The sequence below is a fragment of the Pontibacter russatus genome, assembly GCF_009931655.1.
GTDB classification, from domain to species: domain Bacteria; phylum Bacteroidota; class Bacteroidia; order Cytophagales; family Hymenobacteraceae; genus Pontibacter; species Pontibacter russatus.
The window spans coordinates 2,435,001-2,460,319 of record NZ_CP047984.1; the positions used below are offsets into that span (position 1 = coordinate 2,435,001).

Genomic DNA, 25,319 nt, shown 5'->3' on the forward strand with positions numbered 1-25,319 from the left:
GAGCGGGCCGCAAAGGCAGCAAAACCTCCCCGGTTTCCAACAGGCAGCGGAAAAATTTATCCTCCCCCTTCACCTCAACCGCCCCCTGCCGGAACGGGATGCAAAGGTAAAGAGATCCACACAATTTCCAAACAACACTCCCGGTAAAAACACGGTAATTAGGGCCGCCCGGCCCAAGCCCCTGGAACAGAGGACGATTCTTTTCAGTCCCTTGGGCAAGGTGCGCCCGAAGAGAACATCAGGCTCCGGACGCGAAGTTCCAAAGATCAGAGAATTTGATGTAAGTGGCCTGCTCTGACTGAGGAATCTCTGATCAATGTGGCTAAGTTATTTCGGAGCGCACGCTTTAATCAATCCATATATGACCCAAAGCTCTCTGTTATATTAAGCATCACCTTGTTTACTTCTTATTCCACATTGCAGGAATGGGAACAGTTGTTGAAAGCCATTGTAGATTCTATTACCGATACTTCTTCTTGTCTCGGGAGGAAGTCTATCTACATTAGTTCAGATTAGAAATTTCACAGCTCCTGCTGTAAACAAAAGACACGCTTATTATATGCTTATTATATAGAGTGCCTTTCACTTCCAGCTTATGACTTAGTGCGCATCCTGCACGCCTATATATAAGAGCACATCTTAGAGAAGGGGGATGGTTCCTCCATTAGCCTAAACCTTTTCAGTTTCTACACCTCATTTATATATAAGAAGCTCCTCTTGCGGATTAATGGCAACGGGATGATTCCTGCATTTACCTTAAAAACACACAGGCAAACTTTATCCCTTTCATCAACTGTCACCTATCTATAACCCATGTATATTCACTTTATCTCCCGCTATTTTTCACCCGCCACGCTGTCTGCATAGTCCTGCAGATAGCTGTAGCGCGGCGTCAGCTTGCCAGCCTTTGCGATGGTGCCGCGCTCCAGCACACCCTCGGCGTCTCCGTTGAAGAGATGCGGGAACACGTGGTCGATCAACTGGCGCGCGAAATCGCGGGAGGCATTGCGTGGCAGCTCGCACGGCAGGTTGTCCACCGCCGTCACGGTTATGTTTTCCGGGCGGCTGTAAGCGGGCTCCCTCTCCCCTGTCTCCGGATTATAATCAAAGGCGGGCTCCGGTATGGTGGTAGCGCAGGTAGTTAAGGGAATGGAGCCGTTGATGTCGCAGGTAATGTCGGCGATGGTGTTGATCTTAAAATCCGGCTGGCGTGTCTCTTCCTCAGTGAAGAGCCTGGGCGCGCGCGGGTCCCAGAAGGCGCAGGCCAGCAGCAGGTCGGTGACGCGGGTGAACTTGCGGAACGTGCTCCTGTATAAGTGCGGGTTGGCGTAGAAATCCGGCGAGTCCCACACCTCCACGTCGGGGCGGGAGTTGTAGTCGCCGGAGCGCAGCTGGGCATATACCGGCTCCGCGAACTGCTTGTACAGGTAGTCGAACACGCTCACCTTCCGGATTCCCATCTTGTCCAGCACCTCCATGGCCCCGCCCGCCACGCGCCCGCCGCCAGTCACGGCAATCTTGATGGGCGGCAGCTTCACTTTAAAGTATTCTTCCTGCATGTCCTCCATCTCGTGGCACAAATAGGCAGGCTTCAGGTCATACAGCCCCCACTTTTTGCCATAGGTCAGGATGCCGTTGTAGGCGCCCACAATACCCGCGTAGCGCCCGAAGGCCACCAGCCGCTGCCCCTGCCGGTTGGTCAGGGTCTCGTAGTCGATCAGGGTGATGTGCCTGTCCAGGATGGCACGGAGCAGTTTGGCGTTGTGCGGCTGCTTTTTGATGGTGTGGGAGAAGAAGAAGTAGGTTTTGCCGGGGATAAGCTGCGCAATCGGCACCTCCTTCACACCCAGCAACACATCGCATTGGCTCATATCCTGCTGCACGGGTATGCCCAGTTCGGCAAACTCTGCGTCAGAGAAGCAGCAGATGTCGCTGGGCTGCTTCCATATCTCCAGCCCCGGGAACTCCTGCAGCGCCTCCACGCATTTCTTGGGCGTGAGGGGCACGCGCCTGTCGACTGGGATTTTCCCCTCCTTGATGATGCCAACCCTGATCCTGCTCATAAGCCGTGTTGAATTGTTGCGCCTGTCTCTTTGTTACGTTGGAAAGCAAAAAGGGCTTTTGCCTGTTATAGTCTCAAAGCCGCTTCAAGTATATATAAAGGCTCCATTACACTGCGGGCGAAAGCCCTAAGTATTTCGTTTTGATGCCTTAATATAATAAACAATTACTAGTACTTTTGTAGAAAATAGGAGGCTGGCGAAGGCCGTTGCCTCTGCCAGGTGCAGCCCATAATTCCCAACCCATATACTCCCGTTATGATTTTTAAAACCAAGCCTGCCGACGTGTTCAAGGAGCGCCACAACGGCCCTGACAAAAAGCAGATGCAGGACATGCTGAAGACCATTGGGGCCAGTTCGCTGGACCAACTGGTTGAGGAGACCGTGCCGGCCGCCATTCGGCTGAAGAGGCCACTGAACCTGCCGCCAGCGCTCTCCGAGAAGGATTTCCTGAACAAATTCAGCCAGATCGCCCGGCAGAACAAAGTATACAAATCCTATATAGGCCTCGGCTACAACGACACGGTTGTGCCCCCGGTCATCCTCCGCAACATCATGGAGAACCCCGGTTGGTATACGGCCTACACCCCCTACCAGGCCGAGATTGCACAGGGCCGCCTGGAGGCGCTCATCAACTACCAGACCATGGTGATGGACCTGACGGGCATGGAGATAGCCAACGCCTCTTTGCTGGACGAGGCCACTGCCGCCGCCGAGGCGATGGGCATGTTCTTCGCGCAGCGCAAAGGCTCCCGCAAAAACGCCACCCGCTTCTTCGTATCGGATCAGGTGCTGCCGCAAACAACAGACGTACTGTTGTCCAGGGCCACGCCGCTTGGCATTGAACTGGTATCCGGCGACCACCGCGAGGCGAACCTGGGGGACGAGACGCTATTTGGTGCGCTGCTGCAATACCCGGCTGCCGACGGCGCCATATATGATTATACGGATTTCATCAGCAGCGCGCACGCCCAGGACATGCTGGTGGCCGTGGCCGCCGATATCCTGTCGCTTACCCTATTAACCCCTCCGGGCGAGATGGGCGCTGATGCCGTGGTGGGAACGACGCAGCGCTTTGGCGTGCCCATGGGCTTTGGCGGGCCGCACGCCGGATATTTTGCCACAAAGGATGCCTTCAAGCGCGTGATTCCGGGACGTATCATTGGCATATCCGTGGATGCCGCCGGCGACAGAGCCTACCGCATGGCCCTGCAGACGCGCGAGCAGCACATCCGCCGCGAGAAAGCCACCTCCAACATCTGCACCGCACAGGTACTGCTGGCCGTGATGGCGGGCATGTACGCCGTGTACCACGGACCCCGCCGCCTGAAGTACATCGGCCTGAACACGCACGCCCTGGCGCAGCAACTGGAGAAAGGCCTGCGGGCGCTGGGTTTTGAGCAGCAGAACGGGCAGTATTTCGATACGCTGAAAATAGAGGCAGAGAGCCCCGGCCTGCAGCAGGCCATCCGGACAGAGGCCGAGGCGGCTGGCATCAACTTCCGCTACTTCGGGGATGCCAGCATCGGCATCTCACTCAATCAGAACACCGAGTTGCAGGACGTGAAGGATATACTGGCTGTGTTCGCGAAAGTGGCCGGCAAGCCGGCGGAGGTGTTGGATATAAATGCACTGCCGGAGGAAACGCACATTACCTGGGCCGACAGCCTGATCCGGAAGAGCCCATACCTGACGCACGAGGTGTTCAACAAGCACCATTCGGAGCATGAGATGCTGCGCTATATGAAGCACCTCGAGAACAAGGACATTTCACTGGTGCACTCCATGATTCCGCTGGGCTCCTGCACCATGAAACTGAACGCCACCGCCGAGATGATCCCCATCACCTGGCCTGAGATCGGACAGTTGCATCCCTTCGCCCCGGCCGACCAGACGAAAGGCTACCAGCAGATATTCGCAGATCTGGGGGCCTGGCTGTGCGAGATCACCCGCTTTGCCGCTGTTTCGTTGCAGCCGAACTCCGGCGCACAGGGAGAGTACGCCGGCCTGATGGTGATCCGCGCCTACCACGAGTCGCGCGGCGACCAGCACCGCAACGTGGCCCTGATCCCATCATCCGCGCACGGCACCAACCCCGCCTCTGCGGTGATGGCTGGCATGAAGGTGGTGATTGTGAAGTGCGATGAGAAAGGCAACATTGACGTGGCCGACCTGCGCGCAAAAGCAGAGCAATTTAAGAATGAGTTGTCGTGCCTGATGGTGACGTACCCGTCCACGCACGGCGTATATGAGGAGAGCATCATCGAGATCTGCCAAGCCATCCACGAGAACGGGGGCCGGGTATATATGGACGGCGCCAACATGAACGCCCAGGTGGGCCTTACCTCCCCCGCCCATATAGGGGCTGATGTTTGTCACCTTAATTTGCATAAGACCTTCTGCATCCCGCACGGCGGCGGCGGTCCCGGCATGGGCCCCATCGGGGTGGTGAAAGACCTGGCGCCGTTCCTGCCCGGCCACGCGGTGGCGAACATTGGGGATGAGAAAGCGATCAACGCCGTGTCCGCAGCGCCCTGGGGTTCTGCCTCCATCCTCCCGATTTCTTATGCCTATATTGCCATGATGGGGGGCGAAGGCCTGACAGAGGCAACCAAAGTGGCCATCCTGAACGCGAACTACATCAAGGCGCGCCTGCAGCAGCACTACCCGGTATTATATGTCGGCAAGAACGGCCGTTGCGCGCACGAGATGATCCTGGACTGCCGGGGCTTCAAGAAAGCGGGCGTGGAGGTGGAGGACATCGCCAAGCGCCTGATGGACTATGGCTTCCATGCGCCGACGGTGTCGTTCCCGGTGGCGGGCACGCTGATGGTGGAGCCGACGGAGTCGGAGGCGCAGGAAGAACTGGACCGGTTCTGCGACGTGATGATCTCGATACGGGAAGAGATCCGTGAGATTGAGGAGGGCAAAGCCGACCAGAAAAACAACGTGCTGAAGCATGCGCCGCACACGCTGAAAGCGGTGATGGCAGAAAACTGGGAGCGCCCATATACCCGCGAGAAAGCCGTGTTCCCGATGCCGTACCTGCGCGACAACAAGGTATGGCCCACCGTCAGCCGCATCGACAGCGCTTACGGCGACCGCAACCTGATCTGCTCTTGCGCGCCGGTGGAGGCCTACAACGAGGATGTCAGCCAAATGGCAGCCATATAGGGTATATAGGCACTGCTCCTGACCTCCTGCAAAGGATAGCTACACAGGGTGCAAAACCTTTAGTTTGACGGCCTCCGGAAATCTATTCCGGAGGCCGTCTTTTTTGGCTTGCGGACCGACTTAATGTGGCGAGCAAGGGCAGTTACTAATAACCTAAGTTGCTATTTACTCTCGTCGTTGAGATATGACCTATCCCTCCGAGGGAGGGATCTGCTCAGAAATGGGGGCATTGTTCCCCTCTTGGGAGGGGCAGGTTTCGCGTTATCAGAATTTGGGCAAGTTATATTTAGCAACTTGAGTTAATATATTGGCATATAGGCGTTGGGGATGCCTCTGCGGCGCACCCTGGCATGTTGGCCACACCTTCCAGATACCCTCTCAGAAACCTCATTTATATAACAATCACAACAATACTTGCCGATACTGCCCTTTATGGCCGAGCCATACATGTAAATTATTGCATATCATCAGAATTATCTTTAACTCATATACGCCTCCTGCACGAAAGTTCCCCCTCCTTTTAAAATTCATAAAAGCAATTTTCTCCCTGGCTACAGGCAATCTTATTCTTAAAGCATCACAAGGCTTACTTTCAATCCTTAAAATTGTGCCCATTTAATTTAAACTGCGTCCTTACGCAGGAACGCAGGAGCTAAGTCCTATTGGTATAGTTATATATAATCACGCCCATCTAATAATAAAAACCAAATGGTATTGATTTATTTAATTTTTAAGCTTCAAAATAAATTTTAACAGAAAGTATATATATATTTAAATCCTTAAAGATGAATACTTAAAAGGCTATCTCTCCCGCGCGGTGGCATCACCATAACTGGAAAGGCCTTTAGTGAAAACGAGTTCAAGAATATCATCAAGCACAAACATCACTTTTAGTGTATGGCAACAACCTCTACCCGCCCTTTTTCCCTTCTTTTCTCCATCACCCTGTTTTGGTTTCTCCAGTTAGCGAACACTCATTTCCTATATGCGCAGGCAAATAGCGCCACCCCCTCGTTTAATGTCGATTTAACCGGGGCACCAAACGGCATCTGGGAATCCGGGAGTATTACCAGAAACGGACAGCTTTGCGGCATCGTTAGCAATGACAACTGTGTGCAGTTTATCATAACACTGGACAAAAACGCCGCAGGGCTGGAGTTCGAGATTGTGGACGGGCCCGTGCCTTCGGGCTCTATGGGATACCAGATAAACTGCGGCCCTCAGATACCGGTGGGGCAGCCCATCTGCGTGGACGGTACCGGGCCGCACGTGCTCTCGCTCTGTATGCCCGGCAATGCCAAAGGCAAATTCGTTATAAAGTCGATCGCAGCCTTCGAGCCGCAGACAGATGTTTCTGTTACAGCAGGCTGCAGCGCCGTGCTCCGGGCGCCTATCGCCTTCGAGCAGGCTTCCATTACCTGGACAGACCTGACCGGCGGCGGCAAGTACATGAGTTACCTGAGTTTCCCGAATGGCAACGCAAACCCTGTCGTTACCTCCGACGCCAACCCGCCCGCGTATGTAGATTACCAGGTCTGTGGCAGATCGGTGGCTTCTCCCTGCTCTACGCTGCCTTACTGCGATGTGGTGCGGGTTTACTTTTACCCGCCGCCCGTGGTGACGATAGGTCCCAACCCGGCCATTATCTGCCCCGGAAGCAGCGGCGTGGAACTGGTGGGCAGCGTGACGGGTGGCGACGGCAACTTTGCATACATCTGGACAGACGGCAACGGCAATGTGGTAGGCGATAAGCTGAGGTACACGGCCACTGCTGTCGGAACCTACGAACTGGAGGTGCGGACAAGCAACTACCCGAACTGCCAGAAATTTTCAGCATCGGTGAATGTTGTTTCCGACCTGGCTGTAAATGCCGGGCCGGACCAGTTGGTCTGCTCTTCGGGCATTGTGCAGCTGTCGGGCGCGGTAACAGCGGCAACCGGAGGGATCTGGAGCGGTGGAAGCGGGGCGTTCTCGGACAGAACGAACCTGAATGCCATATATACGCCTTCTGCGGCCGACTTGAGTGCAGGCGCTGTACGGTTAACCTTAACTTCTACGGGAAACGGCTCGTGTACCGCTGTAAGGGATGAGGTGCTGATCACCTTCTACGCGATGAATGTGAGCCTGACAGGCACAGCAGTGGTCTGCAACGGAACGCTCGGAAGTATATCGGCAAAGGCAACGGGCGGGCAGGGGGTCTTGTCTTACCGCTGGGACACCGGGGAAACTACCGCGGCCATCAACAACAAACCGGCTGGCACCTACTCCGTTACCGTCAGCGACGGCAACAGCTGCGCTGTTACAAAAACATTTACGATTACACAGGTAACGGGGCCTTCTGATCTGGCCGCATCCCTGAAAGCCTCTACCTGCGGCAACCCGAACGGGGAGATAACCATAACCGGTGCAACAGGCGGCACGGCTCCTTATACCTATAGCAAAGACGGCACAAACTTCACGAGCGCCACTACCTTCGCAGGACTGCCCGCCGGAAGCTACACCATCACGGTGAAAGATGCCAACGGCTGTTCCTTCGCGAAAGCCTTTTCCCTGACGAACATCGCCGGGCCCACGGCCGTGTCGGCTACGGCAGAGCCAGCCAGCTGCCAGAACAACGACGGGCGCATCACCGCTGGTGCCGTAACAGGGGGCACGGCACCTTATGCCTACGCCGTGGATGGCGTGAATTTCCAGACCTCCGCCACCTTTACGGGCCTCGCCGCAGGCACCTATATGGTAACAGCCAAAGATGCAAACGGCTGTTTTATCACGACCGCTGCCACCGTCACCACCGATGTACCGACCAGCTTTACCAGTTCCGCCACTTCCTCTACCTGCGGCAGCAACAACGGGGAGCTCACCGTCACGGGTGTGACAGGCGGTTTCGCACCTTACACTTACAGCAAAAACGGCACAAGCTTTCAGGCGTCTGCCACTTTCACGGCATTGACAGCGGGCACTTATACCATAACGGTGAAGGATGCCAGAGGCTGTATCGTGGCCAAGCAGGTGCAGGTGACGAACATCGCCGGTCCGACAGACTTAACCGCTTCCGCCCAGTCCTCCACCTGCGGCAGCCCGAATGGCCAGGTAACAGTAAGCGCCGTGGCTGGCGGCACCGCTCCTTTTATATATAGCATCGACGGCGCCAACTTCCAGAGTTCAGGCACTTTCCAAAACCTGTTGGCTGGTACCTATACCCTCACGGCGAAGGACGCCAATGGCTGCTTGTATGCGGAGCAGGTGACAGTGACGGATATCGCCGGGGCTGCTTTCACCGCTACGGCGCAGGCCTCTACGTGTGGCAGCAGCAACGGGCAGATCAGGATTGGCACCGTAACCGGCGGCACGGCGCCCTTCTCCTACAGCAAAGACGGCGTTACCTTCCAGACCGGAACCACGTTTGCTGCGCTGGCGGCAGGAGATTACACCATCACCATTAAGGACGGCAACGGGTGTCTGTCCAAACAATCTGTAACCGTTAACAACATTGCCGGGCCGTCTGATGTGGCGCTTGCCCCCACCTCCTCCACCTGCGGCAGCCGCAACGGCAGTGTCAAAGTGGGCGCGGTGACAGGCGGAACGGCGCCTTTTATATATAGCCTCGACGGCTCATCCACTTTCCAGACCGGCACGACTTTCAGCGCCCTTCTCGCAGGCGAGCACACCCTCACGGTGAAAGATGCCAACGGCTGTATCATCTCTAAAAAAGTGGTGGTAAGCAATGTGGCCGGACCTTCGGATTTGGCTGCCTCCAGTAAACCCTCTACCTGCGGCAGCCCTAACGGCATGTTGACCGTGACGGGTGTTAGCGGAGGAACAGCGCCTTATTTATATAGTAAAGATGGCACAACCTTCCAGTCCTCCACCGCCTTCGCAGGCATGGCGGCGGGCACCCACACCCTCACGGTAAAGGACGCCAACGGCTGTACCTTCAGCGGGGCCTTCACCATCACCAACATCGCAGGGCCAGCGGCTGTCACAGCCACCTCACTCCCTGCCACCTGCGCCGACAATGACGGCTCCATCACCGCCGGAACGGTGACGGGCGGCACCGCTCCTTTTATATATAGCCTCGACGGAGCCAGTTTCCAGACGGAGAAAATCTTCGCAGGCATGGCATCAGGCAGCTACACCCTCACGGTAAAGGACGCCAACGGCTGCACGGTCGCCACATCCGTTACCGTTGGCCTGCATGTGCCGACGGCCTTCACCCACACTTCCGTCTCCTCCACCTGCGGCAGCGCCAACGGCGAGCTGACGATTACCGGCGTAACAGGCGGTGATGCCCCCTATCTCTATAGCCTGGATGGAAACGCGTTCCAAGCATCAGGAACTTTCACAAACCTGCTGGCGGGCACCCACGCGGTTACCGTAAAAGATGCCAACGGCTGTACGTATGCCGCGCAGGTGCAGGTAAACAACATCGCAGGCCCAACTGATTTAGCGGCATCGGTTAAAGCCACCACCTGCGGCAGCCCCAACGGCGAACTGAGGATAACGGGAACCAGCGGCGGCACGGCTCCTTATGTGTACAGCCTGAACGGGGCACCTTTCCAGGCTGCTGCCATTTACACCGGCTTAGCCGCCGGTAACTACCAGGTGCGCGTGCAGGATGCCAATGGCTGTATCTATGCAGAAAGTGTGCTGGTGCCGAACGTGGCCGGGCCTGCTTTCATCGCCACGGCGAAGGCCTCCACCTGCGGCAACGCTAACGGCAGCATCACGGCAGGCACGGTAACCGGCGGCACCGCTCCCTTTTCCTACAGCAAGGACGGCAGTACCTTCCAGACCGGAAATACGTTCGCGGCGCTGGCGGCTGGCAACTATACCATTACCATCAAAGACGCGAATGGCTGTACGTTCAGCAGCTATACAGCGGTACAGAACATTCCCGGCCCGGCCGACCTGGCGCTGTCATCGCTTCCTTCTTCCTGCAGCAGCGCCAACGGTAGTATTTCGGTCGGCGGCGTATCGGGCGGCACGGCTCCTTATACCTACGCCATCAACGGCAGGCCTTTCCAGAGCGCCACGACCTTTGCCTCGGTATATGCAGGGGAGTATACGGTAACTGTGAAGGATGCCAACGGCTGTACCTTTGCCAAACAGGTAACCGTGGGCAACATCAACGGTCCGTCTGCCTTAGCGGCCAGCGGCACCTCCTCCACCTGCGGCGCCAGCAACGGCATGTTAGCGATAACTGGTGTAACCGGTGGCGTTGCTCCCTATGCCTTCAGCAGGGACGGCACAACTTTCCAGTCCGCCACCACCTTCTCAGGCCTGGCGGCAGGCTCCCACATCCTCACCGTGAAAGACGCCAACGGCTGTACCTTCGTTAAGACCTTTACCATCACCAACATTGCAGGACCAACAGCCGTAGCGGCTTCCTCACTGCCTGCCACCTGCGCCGACAACGACGGCAGCATCACAGCCGGAGCAGTAAACGGCGGCACGGCGCCTTTTATATATAGCGTTGACGGCTCCAATTTCCAGGCAGAGAAAATCTTCGAAGGACTGGCATCAGGCAGCTACACCCTCACCGTGAAGGATGCCAACGGCTGTACGGCTACTGCTTCTGTTACTGTGGGCAAGAACATCCCCACCAGTTTCACCTCCTCCACCGTCTCCTCCACCTGCGGCAGTAGCAACGGACAACTGACCATTACGGGCGTGACTGGCGGAATGGCTCCTTATATATATAGTATCGACGGGGCAACTTACCAAAGCGGTTCCACCTTCGCAGGGCTGGCGGCAGGCTCCCACACCATCACTGTGAAAGACGCCAACGGCTGTACGTTTGCCGCGCAGGTGCAGGTAAATAACATCGCTGGCCCATCCGACCTGGCGGCCATTATGAAATCCTCCACCTGCGGCAATAGCAATGGAGAGCTTACGGTGACGGGCGTAACAGGTGGCGCCGCTCCTTACTCCTACTCCATCAACGGGGCAGCCTTCCAAAGCTCCGGCACATTTGCGGCGCTGGCCTTCGGCACTTACACTGTTTCGGTGAAGGATGCGAACGGCTGTTTATATATAGAGGAGATAAGAGTGACGGACCTTGCTGCGCCAACCTTCACCGCGACGGCACAGGCCTCCACCTGCGGCAGCGCCAACGGCAGCATCACCGTCGGCAACATCGCGGGCGGCACGGCTCCCTTCCTGTTCAGCCGCGACGGCGTAACCTTCCAGGCAGCAACGGCCTTCAGCGGACTGGCGGCGGGCGCTTACACCCTCACCGCGAAAGACGCCAACGGCTGCCTCCGCACGGTGGCCGTGGAGGTGGGGAACATCGCCGGCCCGACAGACTTTGCCCTGACCACGACCTCCTCTACCTGCGGCAGCAACAACGGGGAACTCACCATCACCGGCGTAACCGGCGGAACAGCACCTTATACCTACTCCATCGACGGAACCGGCTTCCAGAGCGGCACCGTCTTCAATAACATGCTGGCAGGCGAGTACACCGTAACGGTGAAGGACGCCAACGGCTGCACCATCAGCAAAGAAGTGACACTAAGCGATATAGCCGGACCAGCCAACCTCACCGCCAGTCTAACCTCCACCACCTGCGACGCCAGCAATGGGAAGTTGACAATAACCAGTGTGACAGGCGGAACAGCACCATACACCTACAGCAAAGACGGCGTGAACTTCCAAGCCTCCGAGACTTTCACTGCCTTGGTGGCCGGACAGCACACCATCACGGTGAAGGATGCCAACGGATGTAGGTTTGTAAAGACCTTTACTATCACCAACATCGCCGGACCGACAGCTGTCGCGGCCTCTTCGCTGCCCGCCACCTGCGCCGACAACGACGGCTCCATCATGGCCGGAACGGTGACGGGCGGCACGGCGCCTTTTATATATAGCCTTGATGGCTCCAGCTTCCGGACAGAGAAAATCTTCAGTGGACTAGCTTCAGGCACCTATACCCTCACCGTGAAAGATGCGAACGGCTGCACGGCAAGCAGGGAGGTTTCGGTAACGAAGAATGTGCCGACGGCCTTCACCCACACCACCGTCTCCTCCACCTGCGGCAGCGCCAACGGCGAGCTAACGATTACCAGCGTATCGGGCGGCACCGCTCCCTATATATACAGCATCGACGGCACCAGTTTCCAATCCTCCGCTACCTATACTGCCCTGGCGGCGGGAATGTACCGGATAAGCGTGAAAGATGCGAACGGATGCGCCTATACCGGAACCGTGCAGATCAGCAACATCGCAGGTCCTGTGTTCACGGCGGCGGCGCAGGCCACCACCTGCGGCAGCCCCAACGGCAGCATCACCATCAGCAATGTTTCCGGCGGCACAGCTCCTTATATATTTAGCAGGGATGGGGTGAACTTCCAGGCCTCCACCGCCTTTAACGGGCTGCTGGCAGGCGACTACACGATCATCGCCAAAGACGCCAATGGCTGCATCAGTTCCGCTGCCGTGACCGTACAGGACATCGCCGGGCCAGACACGTTTGAGCTGGTCGCTACGGCAACCACCTGCGGGGCCAGCAACGGCAGCATCACCGTAGGCGCGGTGACGGGCGGAACGGCCCCTTATCAATATAGCCTTGATGGCTCCAATTTCCAGAGCGCTGCTTCTTTTGCGGCCATCGCGGCTGGCGAACACTCCGTCACTGTGAAAGACGCCAACGGCTGTACTGTAAGCAGAAGAATCACGGTAGAGAACATAGCCGGCCCTTTGGATATGACAGCCAGCAGCACCCCCTCCACCTGCGGCGCCAGTAACGGAGAACTGGAAGTGACAGGCGTAACCGGCGGAACGGCACCCTATATGTTCCGCCTGGGCGGCGCTCCTTTCCAGTCTGCCACCACCTTTGCGAATATAGCAGCCGGAGCGTACGCTGTTACTGTCAGAGACGCCAACGGCTGTACCTTCGTTAAGACCTTTACCGTTTCCAACATTGCCGGGCCAACGGCTGTCGCGGCCTCTTCGCTCCCCGCCACCTGCGCCGACAACGACGGCAGCATCACAGCCGGAGCAGTAAACGGCGGCACGGCGCCTTTTATATATAGCGTTGACGGCTCCAATTTCCAGGCAGAGAAAATCTTCGAAGGATTAGCCTCCGGCAGCTACACCCTCACCGTGAAGGATGCCAACGGCTGTACGGCTACTGCTTCTGTTACTGTGGGCAAGAACATCCCCACCAGTTTCACCTCCTCCACTACCGCCTCCACCTGCGGCAGCAACGATGGAGCACTGACTGTCACGGGCGTGACCGGCGGAACAGCCCCTTATCTATATAGCATCGATGGCGCGACCTTCCAAAGCACCACAGCCTTTACCGCGTTAAGCGCCGGTGCCTACACCATCACCGTAAAAGACGCCAAGGGCTGTACGTATGCAGGCCAGGTGCAGGTAAACGACCAGGGAGGCCCGGCTGATCTGGTGGCAACTGTGAAAGCCACGACCTGCGGCAACCCCAACGGCGAAATAAACATCGCCTCTGTCAGCGGCGGAACGGCGCCATATAGCTATTCCCTGGACGGCGCCAATTATCAGAGCACCGCCACTTTCGGTGCCCTTGCTGCAGGCTCTTATCAGTTAAGCGTAAAGGATGCGAACGGCTGTTTATATATAGAGGAGATAAGAGTGACGGACCTTGCTGCGCCAACCTTCACCGCGACGGCACAGGCCTCTACCTGCGGCAGCGCCAACGGCAGCATCACCGTCGGTAACATCGCGGGCGGCACGGCTCCCTTCCTGTTCAGCCGCGACGGCGTAACCTTCCAGGCTTCGACAACCTTCAGCGGACTGGCGGCGGGCGCTTACACCCTCACCGCGAAAGACGCCAACGGCTGCATGCGCACGGTGGCCGTGGAGGTGGGGAACATCGCCGGCCCGACAGACTTTGCCCTGACCACGACCTCCTCTACCTGTGGCGACAGTAATGGCAGTATTATGGCCAGTGCGGTGAGCGGCGGAACAGCACCTTATACCTACGCCATCGACGGAACCAGTTTCCAGAGCGCGGCTATGTTTGAGAGCGTGCTGGCTGGCGAGCACACGGTAACCGTGAAGGACGCCAACGGATGCACCGTCAGCAGAAAAATCACGGTTGACGATGTGGCCGGACCAACGAACCTTGCCGCCAGTCTAACCTCCTCCACCTGCGGCGCCAGCAACGGCACGTTAACGATAACTGGTGTAACCGGTGGAACAGCTCCTTATATATACAGCAGGGACGGGGTAAACTTCCAGGCCTCCGAAACTTTCAGCACATTAATGGCCGGGCAGTATGCGATCACCGTGAAGGACGCGAACGGCTGTACCTTTGTAAAATCGTTCACGCTGGAAGATATAGCAGGCCCTACGGCCATCGCGGCCACCTCACAGCCTGCCACCTGCGCCGATAATGATGGCAGCATCAGCATGGGCAGTATAACTGGGGGCACCGCTCCTTTTATATACAGCATCGACGGCTCCAGCTTTAAGGCAGAAAAAGTATTCGCCGGGCTTGCATCAGACACCTACACCATTACCGTGAAAGACGCGAATGGCTGTACAGTGAGCCGGGAGGTTTCGGTAACGAAAAATGTGCCTACGGCTTTCACCCATACCACCATTTCCTCTACCTGCGGCAATAGCAACGGACAGTTCACGATAAGCGCTGTGCAAGGCGGAACCGCTCCTTACCTATACAGCAAGGACGGCACGACTTACCAGAGCACTGCTACTTTCGCGGCACTGGCTGCTGGTACATACGCGGTAAGCGTGAAGGATGCCAATGGCTGTATCTATACCGATGAGGTCCGGCTAAGCGATGCATCGGGCCCGGCTTTTACGGCCACGGCCCAGGCGTCTACCTGCGGCAATAGCAATGGGCAGGTAACAGTGAACGGGGTAACCGGCGGCACAGCACCGTTTATATATAGCATCGATGGGGCGAGTTTCCAGGCTACGGCTACTTTCAGCAATCTGGCAGCCGGAACATATGATATCACCACCAAAGACGCCAACGGGTGCAGCACGATAAAGACAATTGAAGTAGGCGATATCGCGGGACCGAGCCAAATGGATTTACAGGCAGTCGCCTCTACCTGCGGCAACAGCACCGGGAAAATCAGCATCAGTGGTGTCACCGGTGGCACGGCACCTTACCGCTATTCCATCAACGGCACCGACTATCAGACGGCGACGGTGTTTGAGGCGCTGGCAGCGGGAGAGTATACGGTAACCGTGGAAGACGCCAATGGCTGTACCTTTGCTGAGAAAGCAGTGGTGGAGAACATCAACGGCCCGACCGGCTTTACCGCCAGCAGCACTTCCTCCACCTGCGGCAACAGCAACGGCAAGCTGGAGGTGACAGGCGTGACCGACGGCGTTGCGCCCTATGCCTTCAGCAGGGACGGCGGCACATTTCAGTCCGCCACCACCTTCTCAGGCCTGGCGGCAGGCTCCCACATCCTCACCGTGAAAGACGCCAACGGCTGTACCTTCGTTAAGACCTTTACCATCACCAACATTGCCGGACCAACAGCCGTAGCGGCTTCCTCACTGCCTGCCACCTGCGCCGACAACGACGGCAGCATCACAGCCGGAGCAGTAAACGGCGGCACGGCGCCTTTTATATATAGCGTTGACGGCTCCAATTTCCAGGCAGAGAAAATCTTCGAAGGATTAGCCTCCGGCAGCTACACCCTCACCGTGAAGGATGCCAACGGCTGTACCGCTACTGCTTCTGTTACTGTGGGCAAGAACATCCCCATCAGCTTTGCCTCCTCCACTACCGCCTCCACCTGCGGCAGTAGCAACGGACAACTGACCATTACGGGCGTGACCGGCGGAATGGCTCCTTATATATATAGTATCGACGGAGTGAATTTTCAGGATTCTGAGACTTTCACTGCGCTCGCTGCAGGGCAGCATGCCATCACGGTGAAGGATGCCAACGGATGTACGTTTGCCGCGCAGGTGCAGGTAAGCAGCATCACCGGTCCGTCCGGCCTGGCTGCCACCGTGAAGCCCGCTACCTGCGGCAATAGCAATGGCGAAATTAACATCACCTCTGTCAGCGGCGGAACGGCACCTTACATGTATGCGCTGGATGGCGGCGGTTACCAGGCGGTGGCTACTTTCACGGCGCTGGCAGCCGGGGAATACGCGGTAAGTATAAAAGATGCGAATGGTTGCGCCTACACAGAGAAGGTGCAGGTGGAGAATGCCTCCGCTCCAACGTTCACGGCAGCGGCTCAGGCCGCTACCTGCGGCAACCCCAACGGCAGCATCTCTATAAGGGATATAACCGGCGGCACAGCCCCCTATGCCTACAGCAAGGACGGTACGAGCTACCAGGCCTCCGCCACCTTCCAAAACCTGGCGGCCGGTATATATAACGTCTCAACCAGGGATGCCAACGGCTGCCTGCGCACGGTAACTGAGGTGGTAGAGAACATTGCCGGTCCGACAGCCTTTGAACTGGCTTCTGCTGCCGCCACCTGCGGCGAAAGCAACGGCAGTATCACCTTCGGTACTGTGACCGGCGGCACGGCTCCTTACACCTACTCCATCAACGGAACCAGTTTCCAGAGAACGGCTACCTTCGAAGCAGTAGCAGCAGGCACTTACACCACCACAGTAAAAGACGCGAACGGCTGTACCGTCACGAAAGAGATAGTGATCGGCGACATCGCCGGTATCACAGATTTCAGAGCGTCGGCATCGCCCTCTGCCTGCAGCGCCAACACCGGCAGCATCACCGTAGATGCGGTGAATGGCGGAACGGCGCCATATGTATACTCGCTGGACGGGGTGAACTTCCAGGCGGCGGCCACCTTCACGGCGCTGGCTCCACGGGAGTACAGGGTATATGTGAAAGACGCCAGCGGCTGTAGCACATCTGCCACGGTTATTATAGACACTAATGCCCCGGCGGAGGCAACGCTTACAGCCACGCCATCAGGCTGCGCCACCAGCAACGGCACCGTCACGGTGGCGTCCGTAACCGGCGGCACAAAGCCATATGCCTACAGCATCAACGGTAAGGCCTTCCAGACGGCGACGCAGTTCGGGAGCCTTGCGGTTGGCAGCTATACTATCACCATCCGGGATGCGGCGGGCTGCACGCTCACGCGCACGGCGGAAGTGGGAAGCACGGGAGGAGCCTCGTCCTTCACCGTAAGCACCACCAATGCCGGCTGCGGCACGGCAAACGGGCAGCTGACCATCAGCAACGTCAGCGGTGGCAAAAGCCCTTACACCTACTCCATCAGCGGCGGCAACGTCCCTTTCGGCGGCACTCCGTTCCAGTCCAGTAATTCCTTCGCCAGCCTCACCAGTGGTAATTACAATGTGACGGTGAAGGATGCGGAGGGATGCACCTATACCCAGACAGCGACTGTCAAAGGAGCGCAGCCGCTGACAGTTCCGCAGGTGGAAGTCATACATGCGGGCTGCGGCCAGAACAGCGGTCGGGTACTTGTTGAGGGTGTGACAGGCGGCACGGCCCCTTATACCTACTCACTGAATGGCGTGAGTTTCCAGGTCTCCACCACCTTTACCGGTGTGGCTCCGGGCAGGTACACCCTTACAGTGAAGGACGCTGGCAACTGCAGCATCACAGCCCAGGTGGTGGTGGAGACGGCGGGCAGCAGGTTGGCAAGCGTGCAGGATGAAAGCTGCTTCGGGGCGGCCGACGGCGCGATTGCCATCGCGGCGACGGGCGTAACCGGCCAGACAGAATACAGCATTGACAACGGCGTAAGCTTCCAGAAGAGCGCGACGTTCCCGAACCTGCCGCAGGGCGTTTACCAGGTCATCACCAGGTTCTCGCCTACCTGCATCATTACCATCGGGAAAGTGGAGGTGAAAGGACCGACGGAAATCAAGGCCACGGTCACGCCGCTCACCAAAGCCATCGGGCAGGACAACTCCGGCAGCGCCTCCATCACCAGGGTAGAAGGCGGTGTGGCACCCTATAGCTACCAACTGGACAACGGCAGCTTTACCACCGCCACAGACCTCAGCAACCTGAGCGGCGGCACGCACACGCTGCTGGTGAAAGACGCCAGCGGCTGCACCACCGAGATCACCTTTACTATCGATGCCATCACCGAGATCGAGATCCCGAACGGCTTCTCCCCCAATGGCGACGGGCTTAACGACACATGGGTGATCAAAAACCTGGCGCTCCTCTACCCGCGCTGCAGGGTGATGGTGTACAACCGCTGGGGCAGCCCGGTGTTTGAGTCCTACGGTTACACCAGCGCGTGGGACGGCACCTTCAACGGCAAGAGGCTTCCGGACGGCACCTACTACTGCATCCTTGAGCTGGGCGATGGCCAGGCCCCGCTGAAAAAGTCTGTCACCATCATGCGCTAACCCCGAGCACGCTCTTATTTATCTTTTATGAAAAAGTTTAGCATACTTGTTTTGTTTACCCTGCTGGCCTCGGCTGCGGTTGCCCAGCAGAAAGCCCTGTACAGCCAGTACATGACCAATTATTTCCTGCTCAACCCGGCCGTGGCGGGCTACGGCAAAAACCTGAACGTAAAAGCCGGCTACCGCAACCAGTGGGTCGGCTTTGAGGGTGCCCCTTCCACTTTTTACGTGAGCGGGGAAGCCGCCCTCTTCCAGAACGGGCGACGCAGCAGGCGCAGGAACCAGCCATACCACGGGGCCGGGGGGTATATATACAAGGACATCACCGGCCCGACCAGCCGCACCGGCGTGCTGCTGTCGTATGCCTACCATGTGCCGCTCAACAGAACCGTCTACTTCTCGTCAGGCCTGTTTGCGGGGGTGCAGCAGTATAATTTTAATGCCGATAAGATTCAGATGGCGGATGGCTCGAATGATCGCGACCCGGTGACCAGCGGCGGCAACCAGACCTCCTTTTTACCGGACCTGAGCGTGGGCACCTACCTGCACTCCGACCAGTTCTTCGCTGGCGTCTCGCTGTTTCAGGTGCTGGGGAACAAAATTTTTGAGTTCGACAACTCGAAAGACGCCAGCCGGCTGGTCCGCCACCTGTTTGTGTCCGGGGGATATAACTTCGACATCAACCGAAACATTACGGTGGCCCCCTCTGTACTGGTCAAGTACGTGGACCCCGCTCCGCTGCAGGCCGACATCAACGTGAAGGGCATATATAATTTCAGCAAAAGCCGCCGCCGGTCGGCCTACGACGACAAGGTGTGGGTCGGCGCCTCGTACCGCACCCAGGACGCCCTGGTGGCCCTCTGCGGTTTTCAGTTTATGGAGCAGTACGAGTTGAGCTACTCCTACGACATCACCGTATCCCCCATCCGGCACCACAGCGCCGGATCGCACGAGATCATGGTCGGCTTCCGCGTGAAATAAACCAGCCTCTCTGGTTATCTGCCGAAAAACAACTTCGCAGGCTTTATTTTCAAAGACCTTCAACCGCTTGGTTTTGGAGGTCTTCTTTTTTAATTTCATTCCTGCAACTGCCAGTCCGTGTGCTGCGATAGGTGTGACAATGGGATGGAGCGCAGCGTGCTCCGTGGCGGGCGAAAGGCGGGGCGCTACAACAGGCAAGCCATATAGCGCGTTACAAGATGTACCACCTTATATATAAATGAAGCGCGATAAAATTGACTCCACGCCCCCCGGCCTCTTTTGCCTCCTGTTGCTCCTGCTGGCCCTGAGCGGCTGTGCGCGGCTCCCGCTGGCCGACGTGCAGTATACATACGACCACGGTATCAACTTCAGGAAATTCCGGACGTTCTCCTGGTACAAGGCAGAGGTGCCCACACCCGTGGCCGGCGGCGCTGGTCCGCAGTTCACGACGCTGATCGACGACCGTGTGAAAAGGGCAGTGGCCAGTGAGTTGGTGAAGCAGGGGCTGACACTGGTGTTCGACGAGGAGCCCGACCTGCTGGTGGCTTACGACATTGCCGTGGACACTGCCCAGCTTGTGGCGCAGGACTACAACCTGGCGCCGGGGTATGGCTACGCCTACTGGTACGGCTACCGCTATCGCTACAGCTATACTGGTGTGCCCAACTACAGGAGCATAGAAAAATACGACATCGGCACACTCGTCGTCGACCTCATCGACCCTGACACCAACCAGTTGATCTGGCGCGGCTGGTTAGACGCCGACATCAACCCTACCGCCCTCGACGACTCCTATATCTCCGTGATAGTGGCCAGCATCATGTCGCAGTTCCCGCCCACGCCGGATGCTACCAGGTAGGTAGTTCGCTGTTTGTTTAGTGCTTTTTGTGGGTTTTATATATAAGCGGCGGTGGAATATATAGCCGCTCTTTATATATAGCCTATAGCTGATTATATAAGTATGGGGACAGAATTAGTTTAAATTATAAAAATACAACTGTCATTCTGAAAGAAACTTGGTAGAAGGGAGGTTAAGCTTATGCGGCTCGCCCACAAGATCCTCCTTACAGGATGACAAAATAAGATAAACCAATTCTGTCTCTATACTTACAGACTCCTACAAATTATAGCTCACCCGGATGCCACCGTAGAAGCTACGGTCGGTGGCGGGCTGGAAGAAGCGGCCACCGAAGGCGTTCAGGTCGTTGCCAAGGCTGTATTTTTCGTCCGTCAAGTTATCGGCCCCGCCGAAGATGTCCAGCCCGAGGCGGCCTGCCAACTGCCGTTTATATCCCACGCGCGCACCCAAAACAAGGTAAGCATCGGAGTAAACGGTGTTCTCGTCGTTCAGCGGAATCTCATCCACATAGTTTGCGGTGGTATATAAGTAAAGACCTGGCTTAGTGAGGACATCTATACCTGCTGTGGCGGTGTGCGGTGCCACGCCTGTCAGTTTGTTGCCGGACAGCACCATGTCGTCGCGCTGGTACTCTTTGAAGCGGAAGTGATTGTAGGTATAGCTGCCCCACACGCGCAGCTGGCTCAACGTGAGCCGCGCATCGTCAATAATCATATAACCCAGCATAGTTTCGATACCTTTCTGCGAAGTGGACCCCACGTTTCTGAACACCGCCACACTGGAGATGTCCTGCCGGCTTACGATGGTCTCGCTGAGGCGGAAGTAGAACCCCACCACATCAAACGTGAGGCGGCTTTTCAGGGCAAACCCGCGGATGCCTGCCTCGTAGTTCACCCCTTTCTCCGCTTCCAAATTCTGGTTCAGCGTACCCTCCGAGGTCAGGATTTCCTCTTCGGTGGGAGGCGAGAAACCGGAGCTCACGCTGGCATGCACCGACACCTCGTTGGTGAGGCGCTTGAGCAAGGCCACCCGCGGCGACAGCACCGCTTCAAAGTCACGGATGTAATTGTAGGGTCCGCCGCTCGTGGCCTGCGCCAGCCGCGTAATGTCGTACTGCGTATCGTTCAGGCTCAGGGCGACGGTGGCGATGATGTCGGCGGGAAGTTCCAGTTCGGCCTGGGCAAACGCAAAGCCTGTTTTGGAGACAATCTCGTCGTCTGAGCGGAGCGAGTCGGGGCTGCCGCCCTGATTCTCGTAGGTGCGGGCCACCTCCAGCCCACGCTGGAACTCACCCCCGAAAGTATAAGTAGTGGCGATGCTGCCGATATGGCTCTTGTTCACAAAGCTGGTGCGGCCGCCAAATTCCTGGTAAGCGTTGCGTTCGTAATCGGTGTTGAACGGGTGGTCCTGGTAGCGGTGCGACCCGTAGATAGCGGTGGTGTTTTGCCAGCTGTCGCTGAACTGGTACGCCTGCTTCACCCCAATGTTGATGGCTTCCTGGTTCATGGAGGCGTTCTGGGCCACGCTCCCGAACACGCCGCCCCGGGCCTGGCGCGGGTTCTCGTCGTATTGTTGGCGCGTGAGGCCGCCCGGCAGCTCGTAATACAGGTTGGAGTAGAGGATGCTGGCGGCCACCGTTTGCCTGTCGGATATATAAAACTCGGGGGAGATCAGGAGTACGTGGCGGTCCAGGGCAGACTGATCGCGGTAGCCGTCGTACTGCTGGCGGCTGTACTGCACCAGCAGGTTGCTTTTCTCCGAGCCTGAACTGGCCGTGGCAGCATAGCGCCGCAAGCCATATGACCCGGCAGTGGCGCCGACCTCCAACTGGCTTTTTCCGGCCTCGGCGCGTCGCGGCTCCAGCAGGATGGTGCCACCGGTGCCCGCGCCATATATGCTGGCGGTAGGGCCTTTCAGAATCTCCACCTGGCTGAAGTTGGCCGCATTGAGCAGGTTGAGTTGCGTGACGCCGGTGGCTTCGGTCAGCGGGATACCGTTGTAGTAGAGTTTCACGTTCCGGATGCCGTAGGGCGAGCGCAGTGAACTGCCCCGAATGGAGATGCGGTAACTGGCAGGGGCCCGTTCCTCCATCCGCACGCCCGGCACCGTGTTGATGGCCCGCACCAAAGAACTCTCATCGAACCGCTGCAGCACCTCGCTTCCCACCACGCTCAGCGCCCCGGCAGTCTCCAGCAGGGGCCGGTTGGTCTGGTAGCCCGTCACCACCACCTCCTGCAGACTGGCGCCCGTGGGTTGCAGCAGCACGCGCAGTTCCCGCCCCTCCGAAGGGATGGCAAGGCTCTGCGTCCGGTAGCCCAGGTAGCTGAAGCTCAGCCGCCGCGCCGTCTCCGGCACCGTCAGGCCAAATCCGCCCGTCTCGTTGCTGACGGCCTGCTCGCCGCTGCTGGCCGTTATGGTCACGCCCTCCAGCGGCAGCTCGCTCCGGGCGTCCAGCACCTGCCCGCTCACGAGCCGCTGGGCCAACAGCGCCTGCGGCAGCGAAAGCACCAGGAAAAAGAGAACTATAGTATATAGAGGTAAGGGCAGTTTCATCGGAACGTTTTAAAATCAATCTCCCAAACGCGGGAAGCAGCGCAAAGTTTGAGACCAGCGGCAATCACCTTTCAGAAGGCAATGTGTTAACATCCTTTTATATATAAGGTTTTGCCTCCAGGTTATATATGATTTTGTTTTGAGCAGCGTCTGGAGATAAATATATAGCCCCGAGAGTTGATATGCTACAAGGGCTGTCGGTTCGATGAAAAATTTAAAAGCAGGAAGTAGGGTGGCCCTTTATATATTACAGCTATATATAAAATGACAGCGCTGCCGCTCAAAACAAAAAAAGCCCGGCAGAAACCGCCGGGCTTTTTCACAAAATAAGGGTGATTGTTTGTGTTTAATTGTTGCTTAGAATCTTGAACTCGGTGCGTCGGTTCAGTTGGTGTTCTTCCTCAGAGCACTGCACACCGTCGCCACAGCCGTTCACCAGCCGCGTTTTACCGTAGCCTTTCGCAGTCAGCCTGGCTCTGTCTATGCCTTTCGACACGAGATAATCCACAGCGGACTGGGCTCTTTTCTCGGACAGCACCTGGTTGTAGTTCTCGCTCTCGCGGCTGTCGGTGTGGGAGCTCAGCTCAATCTTAATGCTGGGGTTGCTTTTCAGCAGCATCACCAGTTTGTCAAGCTCCTTGGCAGCGTCCGGGCGGATGTCCCACAGGTCCAGGTCGTAGTAGATGTTCTCCAGCACGATGGCTTTCTCCACCTCGTTCCTGTCGAACAGCAGCGCCACCGCTACGGTGTCAGGGGCCGTGGCCGGTATCTGCGCCACCGCCCGTGTGTTCAGGAAGCCTTCTTTGGCACCCGTAAAGGTGTAGGTGTTGCCTGCCCTGCCGTCCATGAAGTACTTGCCTCCTTTGTCGGTTGTCACCTCCGTAGTGTCTTCAGCAGCTTGCTGCGCCACCACCACTTTTGTTCCCGGAAGCGGCTCCTGCACCGTGCGCTTCTGCGCGTTCTGCTTGCGCTCCAGGGTAGTGATGGCCAGCACCACCGGCTTCTGCAGAATCGTGAAGGTGTAGATATCGTCGGTCCCGTTCTTTGCGTCGCGGTTCGAGGACAGCAGGCCCTGCTCGCCCGGCTCGGTAAACATGATGCCGTAATCGTTTTTAGGTGAGTTCACCGGATAACCCAGGTTCCGGACCGCACGCCAGTTGCCCCGCGCACCCTCCGCTGAGAAGATGTCCAGGCCGCCCATGCCGATGTGGCCGTCGGAGGCGAAGAACAGCTTACCGTTGGCATCCACGTAAGGGAAGCTTTCACGGCCAGGCGTGTTCACGGTGGTGCCAGCGTTTACAGGCTCTCCCCAGCTGCCGTCGGCTCTAAGTTCGGTATAGTAGATGTCCGTTTCGCCCATGCCGCCGGGCATGTCTGAGGTAAAATACATCACTTTGCCATCGGGCGTCAGCGCCGGGTGGCCCACCGAATACTCCTCCACCTTGTTATATTCAAACGGCTTGATGTTGCCCCAGCTGTCGCCCTGCTTCTCCGCCATAAAAATCTCGAGCCTGTTGAGGTGCTCCCTGTCCTCTGAGCCGGGGGCCTTCACCCAGCTGGTGGGGTCGGTGTTCACGGGCAATTTTCTTGACACGACATGCGTGCGGGTAAAGTACAGCATTTTGGCATCTTCTGCGGCTGCGGCCGTGCCGTTGTGGTAGTCGGCGTTGATGACATCTTCCAAAGCCGTCGGGTTTCCCCAGTTGCCCTGCACATCCCGCTCTGCCGTGAAAAGCTGCAGGTAAGGGCGGCCCGTCCAGCCATATATGGCCGTCTCGTCCTTCTCTGCTTTCAGGCCCCTGTCGGAGGTGAAGATAATGCCTTTGTTGCCGTAGGGCATCGGGCTGAAGTCGGAGAAGTTGGCGTAGTTGAGCACCTGCAGCGGCTCTACCTTTGCCACGGGCAGCTGGCTTACCCACTTCGTGGCATATGCGGAGGCCTGCATCAGTTCCTGCGCCTGCTCCGCCTTGTCCGGCATCTCCTCGCCCCAGCGCATATACTGCTCCCGGGCCTCGGCATATTTGCCGTTGCTGCGCAGCGCCTCGGCGTAGTGGTACAGGTTCATCGGCTCGCGGCCCGGTATGGCCACTACCTTGGCGTACCATGTCTCGGCCAATTGCGTCTGGCGCGTGAGGCGGTAGGCGTCGGCAATGCGGACGGCTGTCTCCAAATCCGGCGTGCGTTTCTGCACGGCCTCCTCATACTCGTTCAGCGCCAGCGCGAACTCGTAGTTTTCATAATATTTGTTCGCCTTGCGCAGCGACGACTGGCCGTTGGCCAAAGGCGCTAAGCCTAACATTGCCGCCACTACGAGGCACAAGGGTGTGTATTTGTAGTTCATAGGTATAACCGCT

General features: G+C 57.5%; 7 protein-coding genes. 4 read left to right on the forward strand and 3 right to left on the reverse strand.

What is annotated here, in order from left to right; translation table 11 throughout:
- Positions 1–836: 836 nt before the first annotated feature.
- Positions 837–2,063 (reverse strand): NAD(P)-dependent oxidoreductase, encoded by a 1,227-nt coding sequence (locus GSQ62_RS09790; protein WP_161889325.1) that lies wholly within the window; start codon positions 2,061–2,063, stop codon positions 837–839.
- A gap of 255 nt (positions 2,064–2,318) precedes the next feature.
- Between GSQ62_RS09790 and gcvP the strand changes: the two genes are divergently transcribed.
- The 4 genes from gcvP to GSQ62_RS09810 all read left to right on the forward strand — a co-directional run bounded on the left by gcvP (position 2,319) and on the right by GSQ62_RS09810 (position 20,412).
- Complete coding sequence (gene gcvP, locus GSQ62_RS09795) at positions 2,319–5,234, forward strand: aminomethyl-transferring glycine dehydrogenase (protein ID WP_161889326.1); 2,916 nt, start codon at positions 2,319–2,321, stop codon at positions 5,232–5,234.
- An 897-nt stretch (positions 5,235–6,131) separates the two neighbouring features.
- The gene (locus GSQ62_RS09800; RefSeq protein WP_161889327.1) at positions 6,132–18,572 is read left to right on the forward strand and encodes a gliding motility-associated C-terminal domain-containing protein; all 12,441 of its coding nucleotides are present in this window, start codon (positions 6,132–6,134) and stop codon (positions 18,570–18,572) included.
- Between the two features lie 27 nt (positions 18,573–18,599).
- Positions 18,600–19,553: a PorP/SprF family type IX secretion system membrane protein gene (locus GSQ62_RS09805; protein ID WP_161889328.1), complete on the forward strand. Its 954-nt coding sequence runs from the start codon at positions 18,600–18,602 to the stop codon at positions 19,551–19,553.
- 238 nt (positions 19,554–19,791) lie between these two features.
- Positions 19,792–20,412 carry a DUF4136 domain-containing protein gene (locus GSQ62_RS09810; protein ID WP_161889329.1) on the forward strand — a complete coding sequence of 207 codons (621 nt, stop codon included), beginning with the start codon at positions 19,792–19,794 and terminating at the stop codon, positions 20,410–20,412.
- A gap of 258 nt (positions 20,413–20,670) precedes the next feature.
- Here GSQ62_RS09810 and GSQ62_RS09815 read toward each other — a convergent pair whose 3' ends face one another.
- Positions 20,671–22,965 carry a TonB-dependent receptor gene (locus GSQ62_RS09815; protein WP_161889330.1) on the reverse strand — a complete coding sequence of 765 codons (2,295 nt, stop codon included), beginning with the start codon at positions 22,963–22,965 and terminating at the stop codon, positions 20,671–20,673.
- A gap of 346 nt (positions 22,966–23,311) precedes the next feature.
- Positions 23,312–25,306 carry an OmpA family protein gene (locus GSQ62_RS21085; protein ID WP_161889331.1) on the reverse strand — a complete coding sequence of 665 codons (1,995 nt, stop codon included), beginning with the start codon at positions 25,304–25,306 and terminating at the stop codon, positions 23,312–23,314.
- Positions 25,307–25,319 lie beyond the last annotated feature (13 nt).